Raw genomic sequence first — 13,640 nt, forward strand, 5'->3', positions numbered from 1 at the left:
GACGCTAGCAGAAGCCGGCACTGACGGTAAGTAAGCCGGCCGGTCTTTCGCGCGCCAAGACTGTTTTCCACCTTGAGTTGACACAAGGAATTGGCCGCGCCTCTGTGAAATGGCGGACAGACCCGGCCGCCGTTTTGCATGAACCTTTCCGCTCCAGCCTGCGACTGACGACCAGGCGCCGCATGGTGCGGGCCGGAAAGGATGCCCCCATGACCAGGACCCCAGAGGCTCCACGGTCTCCGGGACCAACGCAAGCTCAGCGCGACCACCGCCTTCGGGATGGAGTCGATGCGCTGGGCTTTCGGCTGATTCCGTTGACCCTGCGCAGGAGCAGGCGTATCGTGAAGATGAGGAAAGCAGACAATTCGATCAGGGACGAACGTGCCGGAACGCCGCGCCTTGCCCTGTTTCGCGCGGCCGGACCGGATGTTCCTCCCGAAAACTTCGGGGGGAGTTTTATGTCCTGCGATCGCGGCGCGTCCATGTCGTCTCCAAGCGGCGGTTTGCGCCGTTCGCTCCATCTGGCCGGCGGTTTGCTTGCCCTGGCGCTGAGCGCCACGCTCTGGTTGGACACAGCCGCCCAAGCGCAGGAAACCCAGATCATCTATCCCGGCTCGATGGCGGTCACCGGATTTTCCGGCACCGTCATTCCCAATTTCGACTCTGCCGATTCCGAAAGGGGGGGGCTGCCGCCCGGCGTCGACCCGGTCGACGAAACCTTCATCGACACGACGCGCGCCACCTTGCGCGTCTTCGACGTTTCGGCGCTCGGCGGACCGGCTTCCGGCCAGCTCGTCTACACGCCGCCGCCTTTCGAGGTGACGGCCGAACAGATCGGCCAGGTGTTCGCCATTACCTATGATGACGGTGTGCGCGACGGCGTTCCCACGGGCGTCCCCAACCTCTATGCCGGCGCGACCTCGCTGCACGGCATCCGTATCGTCACCCCGGACGAAGATGCCGACGGTCGGCTCGAGCGACAGCGCCGCGGAACCGCAGGCGCCGTCTTCATGGACGGCCAGTTCGGCACCGAAAGCGGTGGCGGTCCGGGCACGATCTGGAAGATCGACGGCATCACCGGCGCGGTCTCCAAATTCGCCGACATTGACACCAACAGCGGTTCCGGCATCGGCGACATCAGCTTCGACAGCAATCACCGCGAGTTCTTCGCCAGCGACCTCGACACGGGCTTCATCCACCGCCTCGACGCCAACGGCACGCTGATCGACACATTCGATCACGGCGTTGCCGGGCGGCCGGCGCATGGGCTGGCTCCCGTCGCCGATGACGGTGCGGTGATGGACATACAGGGTGCTGCCTTCGACTCGGAAGACCCCGACACATGGGGCTACACGCAGGACGAACGCCGCGTCTGGTCCGTCGCCTATCATGGCGGCCGGCTCTATTATTCGGTCGGCGAAAAGGCCGAGATCTGGTCGGTTGGCATTGCCCGCGATGGCAGCTTTGCCGGTGATCCGCGCTGGGAGCTGACGGTCAAGGCCGACAAGGACTACGCCGTCACCGACATCGCCTTCGACAACCAGGGCTTCATGTATCTGGCGCAGCGCGGCCCGGTCGAGAATCGCTACGATTACAGCCAGTTCGCCGATTCCGGCAAGGGCGAGGTCATCCGCTACTGGCGCGAAAACCCGGACGATCCGGCGACGGAATCGGTCTGGGTGGAAGAGCCGCAGGAATATGCGGTCGGCTTCCCGCAAGGCAACCGGCAGTCGGCCGGTGGGCTCGACCTGCAATATGGCTATGACGCCGACGGCAATCTCGACACCGGCGTGTGCACCGACACGCTGGTCAACACCGGCGACAAGCTGCGCGACAACCCGACACTTGCCGACCAGCTCGCCGCCGGCGGGCCGCTTGCCGTGCACGGCGTGCAGATCACGCCGACGCCGTTGGTCAAGCCGGCCAACGTGCCGCCTTTCGGCTCGTGGTTCGTCGACTTCGACGGCTATTTCGAAGACCCAGAAGTGGAAGGCCATGTCGGCGACGTCGAGGTCTGGCACCCCTGCGACGGCCGTGCCGGCTATTATGAAGAGATCCCAGGCGGTTATCTGCCGCCGTTCTATCCGCCGGGCTTCCCACCGCCCGGCGATCTGCCTCCGTGCATCGATGTCGAGGATGTTCAGTTCTACTGCACGCCTCGCGGCCTCCAGGCCGACCTCTATCTCCATGACCATGCCGGCTTTGGCGGCGATTCGATCAAAGTCCAGTCCATGACACCAGGCGTCGGGGTGACATCACCCCAGTCGCATGCTCACGGCAAGCCTTACACGGTCGACATCACCGGCCATTCTCCGGGCGACAGAGTCGATGTTGGACTTTGCTTCTACAGGCAGTCCGACAAGGACAAGGGTGGCTACTACCCTTGCTGCAAGATGACTCTGCCGCTCAGAACCCCAGCCGTCAGCTGCGAACGTTGAGGAGGGAAAGATGAAAAATCTCGCACTTTCCCCGACCGCGAAGAGCAGTCAATCCACCGGCAAGCAGCCAACCGTCATGGAGACCATCATGAAACCCCTGTCATATGCCAGGCGCGGCGCGCGCTGGCTGATGGCGGCCGGTATCGCGGTCGCCATGTTCACCCCTGTGGCAAGCCACGCCGAAGATGCAGTCCCGATCACTCCGGAACTGCGGCTCGACCTCGACAATTCAAAAATCGTCAATCCGAGGCCGGAACGGATCGTGCCGTTCTTCACCAAAACAGGCACACAGAGGAGCTGCGACTACGTCGTCTACTCTCTGAGCTTTGGCCTGCGCGGCGACCCGCAAGGCTTTGCCGACCCAAGCTTTTCGGCCAGGCTGAAGAAACTCCAACTCGACTTCAAGGATCAGCTTCCGCACGGTCTTGCGATCGTCAACGTCAACGTGTCCGGCGACGGCACGGATGCGTCTGGCGGACCGCTGCCGGGTGCGACAATCAGCACCTCGGCTAATCCGAACGATACGGCAATGGTTTCCGATTTCCGGATTTCCGCCACCGATCTCGACGGCGCTGGGGCTGGCAATGAACGCGTCATCAATTTCAAGATCACCGCCAAGATCGACCATGCGGCGTTTCCTTCGCCGACCATCGTCGACAACCAGGGCATGATCAAGGTGACGCCGGGCGTCGGCACGGGGGCCATCATCCCGTCGCAGGATCCGGGCAAGCCCGACGACGGCTACTACAAGACCGGGGCCAAGACCTCGATCAAGATCGACCTCACCAACTGTGACAAGCGGCCTCCGCCTCCCGACCGGGAATGTTTCAAGGTGGAGCGCGGCACGGTCGATTGCGTGCAAGGCGGCGGCGCGTTCATCTACCACATGCCTGTCGGCCCGGAGATGGGCGGCAAATGGGTGCAGGTATCGACGACGACCCCAGGCATCATCATCATCCCCGACACGCAATTGGTGCCGGCGGGCGGCGGTGTGCTGAACTGGAAGATCGTCGGCGCATCGCCCGGCGACGTCATCCACCTCATCGTCACCGGCATCGAGACTTATGCCGGCCCGAAGGAGGGTTGGGGCCTGTGCTGCACGCAGACCATCGACATCATCATCCCGCGTGACCTGAGATGTCCGCCCAAGGACAAGGAACCGGACCTCAAGGTCGAGAAACGCGCCGATGTGACGCGTTGCACGATGGGCGGCGGCTGCGACTTCACCATCCGGGTCACCAATGTCGGCGACGGGCCGTATCACGGCAAGATCGTGCTCGACGAGGTGACGCTGCCGGCCGGCTCGACGCTGGATTCGGGGCCTAATCCGCCCTGGGTCTGCGTGCCCGGCGTGACCCCGATGACGTGCACCTATCCGGTGACTACGCTCAGTCCGGGCGCTTCCGTCGACCTCAAGCTTGGCTTCAAGCCGGCGGGCGGCTGGCAAGGCAGCGCACTGCGCAACTGCGCCACCTATAACTACGGCGCCAGCGGCAAGCCGCTGTTCGGCAGCCAGCAGAACGATCGCGGCTGTGCCTCGATCCCGATCTGCCGGCGTGGCGACCGCGACCGCGATTGCTGGCCCCCGGTCGACAAGAAGGTCGACCTGATCCTGAAGAAGCGTGCCCGCATCCCGGTCTGCACGCCCGACGGCATCTGCTACTTCGTGATCGACATCATCAACAATGGCAGCGTCCCCTATAATGGGCCGCTGACGGTTATCGACAATTACCCGGGCGGCGCGCCGGCCTCTTCGACCTTCGGCCCGTCTCCGCCCTGGACATGCGGACCGAACGGTCCCGGCCAGTTCCGCTGCGACAATGCAGGCATCGTGCTGATGCCGGGCGCCTCGACGCCGATCGTCGTCAAGGCGGTCATGCCGGCCGGCTACCAGTCGGATTCGGTCGAGAACTGCGCGGCGCTGAAGCCCGTCCCCGGTGAGGTCGACCTCACCAACAACAAGGCCTGCGCCAAGGAACGCTTCCGTCATCCCAATGGCGGCAAGCCGACCCTACGCATCACCAAGGTCTGCAATGGCTCGCTCGCCGGTGCGGCGGTGGTTTCCTGCCGCATCACCGTCATCAGCCTTGGCACCTCTGCCCCCACCGGTCCGGTGCGGGTCAACGATGCTGCCACGCTGATATCGGGTGGCGCGCCGGTCCAGATCCAGACCGTCACACCCGACGGTGCGGAATGGGCCTGCGGAGCGGTTCCGGCCAATGCGCTGTCATGCCAGATACCCGGCGCCGCGATGACGCCCGGGACCTCCAGGCACTTCGACGTGACGGTCTTGGCCAATGGCGCGTTCGAGAACTGCGCACGCGGCTCATACGGCCCGGCCCCTGGAGACGACGTCGTCTACCCGATCGGCCAGGCCTGCGCCAAGGGCGGCGGCACGTCCACCATCAGCGTCAAGAAGACCGGCGATGCCGAGTGCCAGCCGGGGCAACCCTGCTCGTTCGAGATCACCATCACCAATGATGGCCAGACCGCCTTCTCCGGTCCGGTCCGCATCGGCGATGCGATCGGGGTGGACGGGCTGGGGCGGCTGCAAGGCGTCGCGATCACCTCGATCGAACCGCCCTTTGGCTGCTCGCCCGAACCGACGACCTTGCCGTTGACCTGCATTGCCAACCTGACGCTCGGCGCCGGGGAAAGCCATGTGCACAAGGTCACCGTGGTCCTTCCCGACGCTCCCCTGGTCAATCTGCGGGGCAACGTCAGCGGCCAGAACTGCGTCGGCGTCTTGTCTCCCGACACCAGGGTGCAAGGCGGCGGCGACGTACTGCCCGGCGACCTGACCAACGTCCAGGGCGATCGCGGCAAGGCCTATGCCTGCCATCCGTTCACCATCAAGCGCGAGGTGAAGAAGGAATGCTCGCCAGGCTTCGTCATGAACGATGCCGGCCGGTGCGTGTGTCCGGAAGGCACGACGTTCCGCAACGGCCAGTGCTCGCCCGACGGCGGCGTCATCATCCAGCCGAAGGATCCGAGGCCCTGCGTGCTGCTCAAGGGCCAGATTCGCACCGAGGATGGACGCTGTGTCTGCCCGCGCGGAACCGAGCTTGAGAACGGCGCTTGCGTCAAGACCGACAAGCCTGGCTGCGCCATCCCCGGTTCGGTCCCGACGTCGGACGGCAATGGCTGCTACTGCCCGGAAGGTACGCATCTCGACCGACAGGCAAATGCCTGCGTGCGCGACAAGCAGAAGCCCGAGGAGTGCGGCATACGCGGCCAGGTTCATGATGCCGATGGCGATTGTGTCTGCCCGCGTGGGACAGAGGTGCGCAATGGAGCCTGCCGGCCGATCCGGCCAAAGCCTGAACAATGCTCGATCCGTGGTCAGATCCAAAACGCCAATGGCGATTGCGTCTGCCCGGACGGCACAGAAGTCAGGGGCAAGGTCTGCCGGCCGATCCGGCCGAAGCCCGAGCAGTGCTCGATCCGCGGCCAGGTCCACGACGCCAACGGCAATTGTGTCTGCCCGCGGGGTACCGAGGTGCAAGGCAATGCCTGCCGGCAGAAGAAGCCTGTGCTGGAACAGTGCGACATACGCGGCCAGGTGCACAACAAGCGCGGCGAGTGTGTTTGCCCGCGCGGCACCCAGGTGATCGACGGCGCATGCCGCAAGCCGAGGCCGCAGGTGGGAGACTGCGCCCCGGGCTCGCAGATGGTCGGCGGCCAGTGCGTGCCGATCATCAAGCGGCGCTGCCCCGAAGGCACGGTTGGTCGGTTCCCGAACTGCAGGGCGATCCGGCAGCAGCCGTCGCTCGATCCGACCCTGTTGCTCAATCCAGGTGTCCTTCAGCAGTTCATACCGAAGCGCACGCCGCAGACGCAGGTACAGCCGCAAAGGGATCCGGCGGCCAACTTCAAGCCGTAGGATCTGGATACGAGTCAAAATTCAGAACCCCGCCGGAGCGATCCGGCGGGGTTTTTCCTTGGGCGCGCTGCGGCGATCGGGCGGCCAGGTATTCGCCGAACCCGCTGCCGGGCGCAGCAAATACCGACTTTCCCTTTCCGGGATCATGGTCTAGAGCAGTTCATCGTTTGGTGGAAAAGCCGAACCGCTCTATCTCTTTGTTTTCACGCAATTCCGGACGGAAAGCCGTTCCCACTTTTCTTGGAATTGCTCTAGCAGTCGTCAAGGCCGCGCCCGCAAACAGGGCGCCCAAAGGGGCCGCATCATGAGCAGGAAGACCCTGATCGCGCCATCGGTGCTGGCGTCGAATTTCTCGAAGCTCGGCGACGAGGTCGAGGCGGTGACGGCGGCCGGCGCCGACTGGATCCATCTCGACGTGATGGACGGGCATTTCGTGCCCAACATCACCTTCGGCCCGCCGGTGATCAAGGCCATCCGCAACCGCACCAAGGCCTTTTTCGACTGCCATTTGATGATTGCGCCGGCCGATCCTTATCTGGCCGCCTTTGCCGATGCCGGCTGCGACGGCATGACCGTGCATGCCGAGGCCGGACCGCATCTCGACCGCTCGCTTCAGACCATCAAGGGTCTCGGCAAGAAGGCCGGCGTATCGCTCAATCCGGCGACGCCGGAAAGTGCGATCGAATATGTGCTCGACCGGCTTGACCTGATCCTGATCATGACCGTCAATCCGGGTTTCGGCGGGCAGGCCTTCATCCCGGCCATGGTCGACAAGGTCAAGCGGGTGAAAGCGCTGATCGGAAACCGGCCGATTCGCATCGAGATCGACGGCGGCGTGTCGCCGGAAACTGCCCCCCTTGTCACATCAGCCGGCGCCGATGTGCTGGTGGCAGGCGCCGCCATCTTCAAGGGCGGCAGCGTCGAAGCCTACCGGGCCAATATAGAAGCCATCCGAACCGCGGCCGACCGGGCTGCCGGCTGACATCAGTTCCAGGGCAAGTTCCCGGCTGGTCGGTTCTCCTCGGCCTGATCTCCCTGCCTGATCCTTCGATCTCCCAAGAAGCCGTCAACGGGTGGCAGCCGCAAGGGCATCGCGGCACGCGACAGGATCGCGGCATCCGGCACTAGTTTTGGCCCATAAACCTAGTGGATAACTGCCGAAGGGATCTGCATGCGGGGAGAGGTCAATCCGGCGGCATGACGCGCGTTAAGACAAAATTATCCGTATTCGGGATCTCGAAGCTGTTTCTCGAGGGCACCTGCCATGCTGGGAGACAAACTTTCTTCAGAAGAACAAGTTTTTCACGATTTTAGTTACTTCCGGCGGATAAGATGCGGTCAACCTTCCTCTTTAAGTCGAATATCGTGATCTTTCGCTTGAGGGGCGGATGCCTTAGGAGCTACAGTAGATTCACACGGGAAATCGTTTGCTTCGCGAACGGGCTAGCGGAGCTTGGGAGAGCTACAGGAGTCATATTGACCTACGGATCTGCCGATGTGAGCGAAGGCGCGGGACCCAAGAGCACACTCGCTAGTACGGTCTATCAACAGCTTCGCGACGATCTCCTGCGCGGCGTGTTTGAAAGTGAAAGCAAGCTTCGTGTCGAATGGGTGGTTTCCCGTTACGGCGCCGGCGCCTCACCGGTTCGCGAGGCCCTCAACCGACTTGCTTCGGAAGGCCTGCTCGGCCGCCACGACCAGCGCGGTTTCTTCATCATGCCGGTCAGTGCCCCGGAACTTGAGGAATTGACGCGCACTCGCTGCTGGCTGGAAGAGCGGGCCCTGCGTGAATCCATTGCCAACCGCACCGGCGAATGGGAAGAGCAGCTCGTGCTGGCCTTGCATCGCCTGGCGCGTGCCCCGCGCCGCTTGCCGGAGGATCCGTCCTCGAACAATCCGGAATGGGAAAAGCTGCACCGCGCCTTCCATCGGGCACTGATCGCAGGCTGCCGCTCGCATTGGCTGACCGGCTTTTGCGACCAGCTTTCGGATCAGGCCTCCCGCTACCGGCTGATCTCCCAGGACGGCAGCGAGCGCGACGAAATCAGTGAACATCGGCTGATTGCGGAGCGCACGGTGGATGGCGATGCCGATGGCGCCGTTGAAGCCCTCCTCAGCCACTACCGTCTGACGGCAGCCATGTGCATGGAGCGCTTCAACGACAGCGGCGATCCACGCGTGAGCGCCACCAAGGCGCTGCGCAGTCGCAGATAGAAGCGCTTCCGGTCCGCTATCCAAAATCCGCCCGCTATCCAAAATCGCCCGTTATCCAAGTCCGCTTGCCTTCATCTGATCGGCGGCAAACCCGATTTCACGTTTTTGCCGGACGGAGGCGAAATCGTTTCCTTTGTTCCAAGGCCATGCGCTAGAGCCGGATGAATTTCAGGCCGAATCGACCTGGAATCATCCGGCTCTAAATCAAAGGGTAGAGCATGATGTCCTCCGAAAACCGCTTCACACTTTTCGGCATCATGCTCTAGGGAAGGCGCATGACCAATCACCTGTTCGACGCGTTCCGCAGCCGGATTTCAGCCTCCGAGCGCATCCTGATGGCGACCGATGACGGACGCGCGATCGCCTATGGCGACATGCTGGCGCAATCGGCACAGCTGGCACATGCGCTGAGGCATTTCGGCGTCGAGCCGGGCGACCGCGTTGCCGTGCAGGTCGAAAAAAGCCCCGAATGCATTTTCCTTTACCTCGCCTGCCTGCGCGCCGGCGCGGTCTTCCTGCCGCTCAACACCGCCTACACGCTGGCCGAACTCGGCTATTTCTTCGGTGATGCCGAGCCGCGGCTGGTCGTCTGCGACCCGGCCCGCGCCGGCGCTATCGCGCCGTTGGCGCAGGCGTCGGGTGCTGCCACCTTCACGCTTGGCAGCAATGGTGAGGGCTCGCTGACCGAACTGGCGGCACAACAGCCCACGGATTTCGACGCCGTGGCGCGCGGGCCGGACGATCTGGCCGCAATCCTTTACACATCGGGCACCACCGGACGCTCCAAGGGCGCCATGCTCAGCCACGAAAACCTGGCCTCCAATGCGCGCGTGCTGGTCGAGCAATGGCGTTTCACCGGGGATGACGTGCTGATCCATGCCCTGCCGATCTTCCACACGCATGGCCTGTTCGTCGCCACCAACGTCACCCTGATGGCCGGCGCCTCGATGCTGTTCGAGCAGAAGTTCGACGGCGCCCGCATCGTCTCGCTCTTGCCGCGCGCGACAGTGCTGATGGGCGTGCCGACCTTCTATACAAGGCTCCTGCAGCAGGACGGGCTGGATGTCCAGGCGGCGAAGAACATCCGCCTGTTCGTTTCCGGCTCGGCGCCGCTGCTCGCCGAAACGCACAAGGCCTGGCGCGAGCGCACCGGCCACGACATTCTCGAGCGCTACGGCATGACCGAGACCAATATGAACACGTCGAACCCCTATGAGGGCGAGCGTCGGGCCGGCACGGTCGGTTTCCCGCTGCCCGGCGTTTCGCTGCGCATCGCCGACCCTGACAGCGGCGATGCGCTTGGCCAGGGTGAAGTCGGCATGATCGAGGTCAAAGGTCCGAATGTCTTTTCCGGCTATTGGCGCATGCCGGAAAAAACCAAGGCGGAGTTTCGCAAGGACGGCTTCTTCATCACCGGCGACCTCGGCATCATCGACGCGGACGGCTACGTCCACATCGTCGGCCGCGGCAAGGATCTCATTATCTCCGGCGGCTACAACATCTATCCCAAGGAGATCGAGAGCGAGATCGACGCCGTTGCCGGCGTCTTGGAAAGTGCCGTCATCGGAATTGCCCATCCCGATTTCGGCGAAGGCGTCACCGCTGTCGTGGTGCGGGCGCCGGCATCGCAGATCACCGGGGCCGAGATCGTTGGCGCCATTGCCGGCCAGCTGGCCAAATACAAGCACCCGAAGCAGGTGATCTTCGTCGATGAGCTGCCGCGCAACACGATGGGCAAGGTGCAGAAGAACCTGCTGCGCGAGACCTACAAGGGTCTCTACGGCTAATCCATAGCCGGCTAATGTCTTTGCCCAAGCGCTTCGCCTGGACATCTGTTCGCGGTTCGGCAGTGGCGCCTTTTACCTGCGCGGCTTTTTCACCCGAGTGCTGGAACCCCACAAAGCGCGGTTCAGCAGGCTGCGTTTGCGCTTGCGCGGGATGAGGTCGACGTCGCTGACGAGCTTGGCGCCGCCCTCCCGCCGCTCCAGGGTGATCTTGCGGCTGTGGAAGGCTTCGAGCTCCGCACGATGCGCCACGCTGATGATGGTGACGTCAGGCAGTTCGCGGATCACCGTCAACATCATCGTGTCCTGGCTCTTCTCGTCGAGCGCCGAAGTCGCTTCATCCAGCACCACGATATCGGGGCGATGCAGCAGCAGGCGCGCGAAGGCGAGGCGTTGCTTTTCGCCGCCCGACAGCGTCTGGTCCCATGGCGCCTCTTCCTTGATCCTGCCGGTGAGATAGCCAAGCCCCACCTTGTCGAGGGCAGCCTTGATTTGCTTGATGGTCCACTTGTCCGCCGCCGCGGGATAGGCGACCGCGCGGCGAAGCGTTCCGGAAGGGATGTAGGGGCGTTGCGGCAGCATGAACAGGCGCCTGTCGGTGTGGAAATTGACGCTGCCGCCGCCCCATGGCCACAGGCCCGCGACGGCCCGCACCAGCGTCGACTTGCCTGAACCGGATTCGCCTGAAACCAGCACCCGCTCGCCCGGCTCGATCACGACCTCGGTTTCCTTGACCACGGAGGTGCCGTCGTCGAGTGTCACGGAAAGATTGTCGAGGCTGAGGATGGCGCCGTCTTCCGCTTCGCCCCGGTTGATGCGTCCGAGCGCATCGCTCTGCTCGGCGCGCTCGAGCCCGTCGAGCGACATCATCAGCGAGGCAATGCGCCGCGCGGAGGCGTTCCAGTCGGCGAGGCGCGGATAGTTGTCGACCAGCCAGCCGAACGCGCCTTGCACGATGCCAAAGGCAGACGCCGCCTGCATCACCTCGCCAAGCGTCATCGAGCCTTCGAGGAATTTTGGCGCGCACAAAAGGATCGGCACGACCGGCGCAAACAGGCTCGATCCCTGCGACACCGCCGCCGTGCGCATGTGCTGTCCGGTCAGCAGAGCCCATTGCCTCAGCACGTGGCCGAAATTTCTGTCGATGCCGCTGCGCTCCTCGTCCTCGCCTCCCAGCAAGGCGATGCTCTCGCCGTTTTCGCGCACGCGCGTCAGCGTGTAGCGCAGTTCGGCCTCCGCCTGGTTCTTCCGCTCGGAGAGCTGGACGAAATCGCGGCCGATGACCACCATCGAGGTCGAGGTGATGGCGGCATAGATGATCGCGGTGATGACCAGAAAGCCGGGAATGGTGATGCTCTCGCCGCCGATCGGCAGGGTGAGCGCGCCGCCGATGGTCCACAGCACGACGATAAAGGTCGAGGCCGACAGGAACGCGTTGAGGACGCCGGCGGTGAAATCGACCGGCGACTCGGTGGCGATGCGCAGGTCCTCGGTCATGCGGGCCTCGGGGTTCTGGTGGTCGCCGCCCACGAGGTTCAGCTGGTAGTAGCGGCCGTTTGCCAGCCAGCGCGCGACCACCCCGGTGGTCAGCCAGGAACGCCAGCGGCGCTGGATCGTCATGCGCAGGTAGACCTGCGCGACGACAAGGCTGCCGCTGCAGATCACCAGCGGCACGAATACGGCGCTGAGGAGATAGACCGTGCGGGCGTTGCGCTGCTCGAGGGCATCGAACATCGAGCGGTTCCAGACATTGATGCCATACTGGAAACCGATGTTGATGCAGATCAGCAGCAGCACTCCGATCGTCAAAGGCCAGGCGAGCTTGTCGCCATGCCTCCCCCAATAGCCGCGCCCGCTGATCCAGAAACGCCGCAGCAGATATTTCTTGCGCGCCTGCTCGGCCTGCTCAGGCGTCAGCTTGGGATCGGGTTCGACGGCATCCGGCGGCGGCGCAGCCTCGCCAACGGGCTCGGAGGCGGCTTCCACTGTCGATGCTTTTTTCTCGCGCGGCGTGTCCTTGCGCGGTCCATCTCCGCGCGTTTGCCGTGACGGCTTTTCCCGGCGCGACTTCGTGGCATCGCGCGCTCCGACACCGTCGGTCGGTTCCGATTTGGGTTTTGCCTCGGACATATGCCCCGACAACGACCTCCATATCAAAAGGTTTCATGGTATGCGCCTGCCCGACGTTTCAGGAAACGTCCGTCATTGCGGATATAAAAGCCCAACGACATGCTCTGCCATGGCGAGGCTGGCGGTAAGGCCAGGGCTCTCGATGCCGAACAGATTGACGATCTGACCGCCCCCGTGGTCAGCCGGTCCCTGGATGACGAAGTCGGCGGGCGGCTGGCCCGGACCGGACAGTTTCGGCCTGACGCCGGCATAGGCCGGTTGCAGGGCGCCGTCCGCCAGGCCGGACCAGTAGCGCCTGATTTCGTCGTAGAAGGCAGCGCCTCGTGCGGGATCGACGGTATAGTCGACGCGATCGATCCATTCGACATCCGGGCCAAAGCGCGCGCTCCCCGACATGTCGAGGGTCAGATGCACGCCGAGGCCGCCATGGACCGGCACCGGATAGATCAGCCGCGAAAAGGGCGAGCGGCCGGAAAGCGCGAAATAATTGCCGCGCGCCAGCCACAGCGGCGGAACACGGTCTTGCGGGAGGCCTTCGATGCGGCCGGCGAGCGCCTGCGCGTCGAGGCCGGCGGCGTTGATGAAGGCGCCGGTCTTCAAGGTGAAACCCTCGCCATCGGCGTCGCGCGTGTCGATCCGGATGCCGTCGGCTTCGATGCTCGCGCCTGAGACAACGGTGAGCAAGGCGAAAGATGCGCCGGCCGCTTCCGCGTCTCCACGCAATGACAGCATCAGCGCCTGGCTGTCGACGATGCCGGTTGACGGCGACAGCAGCGCGCCGGCGCAGCTCAGCGCCGGTTCCAGGCTTTCGGCCTCTGCGCGCGTCAAAAGCTTGAGGTCACCGACTCCGCATTGCGCCGCGTTGATCTGGATCGCCTGCAGTTTGTCCAACTGGTCGGGTTCGACGGCAACGATCAGTTTGCCGGTGCGATGATGGGCGACGTCGTGCTCGCGGCAATAGGCATAGAGACGCTCGCGGCCGTTGACGCAGAGACGGGCCTTCAGGCTGCCCGGCGTATAATGAAGCCCGGCATGGATGACTTCCGAATTGCGCGAACTGGTGCCGGTGCCGATGGCTGCGGCCTTCTCGACCACCAGCACCTCGCGGCTCGACAGCGCCAGCGCGCGGGCAATGGCGAGGCCGACAACACCGGCTCCGGCGACAACGCAGTCGACATCATGCATAAGTGG

7 protein-coding genes are annotated in these 13,640 nt (G+C 63.9%); 5 read left to right on the forward strand and 2 right to left on the reverse strand.

The window, feature by feature from the left end:
- Nucleotides 1–182: 182 nt before the first annotated feature.
- The 5 genes from AC3EMP_RS06475 (at nt 183) to AC3EMP_RS06495 (ending at nt 10,322) form a co-directional block, all read left to right on the forward strand.
- Nucleotides 183–2,438, forward strand: coding sequence for an NHL repeat-containing protein (locus tag AC3EMP_RS06475; protein ID WP_031201801.1), 2,256 nt, complete (start codon nt 183–185; stop codon nt 2,436–2,438).
- A gap of 10 nt (nt 2,439–2,448) precedes the next feature.
- Nucleotides 2,449–6,321 carry a DUF7929 domain-containing protein gene (locus AC3EMP_RS06480; RefSeq protein WP_023725897.1) on the forward strand — a complete coding sequence of 1,291 codons (3,873 nt, stop codon included), beginning with the start codon at nt 2,449–2,451 and terminating at the stop codon, nt 6,319–6,321.
- A gap of 304 nt (nt 6,322–6,625) precedes the next feature.
- Nucleotides 6,626–7,303, forward strand: a complete 678-nt coding sequence (gene rpe / locus AC3EMP_RS06485; RefSeq protein WP_023729671.1) for a ribulose-phosphate 3-epimerase — start codon at nt 6,626–6,628, stop codon at nt 7,301–7,303.
- Nucleotides 7,304–7,797: 494 nt separating this feature from the next.
- Nucleotides 7,798–8,535: a GntR family transcriptional regulator gene (locus AC3EMP_RS06490; RefSeq protein ID WP_023668851.1), complete on the forward strand. Its 738-nt coding sequence runs from the start codon at nt 7,798–7,800 to the stop codon at nt 8,533–8,535.
- 275 nt (nt 8,536–8,810) lie between these two features.
- The gene (locus AC3EMP_RS06495) at nt 8,811–10,322 is read left to right on the forward strand and encodes a malonate--CoA ligase (protein WP_352710240.1); all 1,512 of its coding nucleotides are present in this window, start codon (nt 8,811–8,813) and stop codon (nt 10,320–10,322) included.
- Nucleotides 10,323–10,394: 72 nt separating this feature from the next.
- Here AC3EMP_RS06495 and AC3EMP_RS06500 read toward each other — a convergent pair whose 3' ends face one another.
- Nucleotides 10,395–12,449 carry an ABC transporter ATP-binding protein/permease gene (locus AC3EMP_RS06500; protein ID WP_352710242.1) on the reverse strand — a complete coding sequence of 685 codons (2,055 nt, stop codon included), beginning with the start codon at nt 12,447–12,449 and terminating at the stop codon, nt 10,395–10,397.
- A 72-nt stretch (nt 12,450–12,521) separates the two neighbouring features.
- On the reverse strand, nt 12,522–13,634 hold the full coding sequence (locus tag AC3EMP_RS06505) for an NAD(P)/FAD-dependent oxidoreductase (RefSeq protein WP_352710244.1): 1,113 nt from the start codon (nt 13,632–13,634) through the stop codon (nt 12,522–12,524).
- Nucleotides 13,635–13,640 lie beyond the last annotated feature (6 nt).

The organism is Mesorhizobium sp. P160219 (assembly GCF_057786095.1).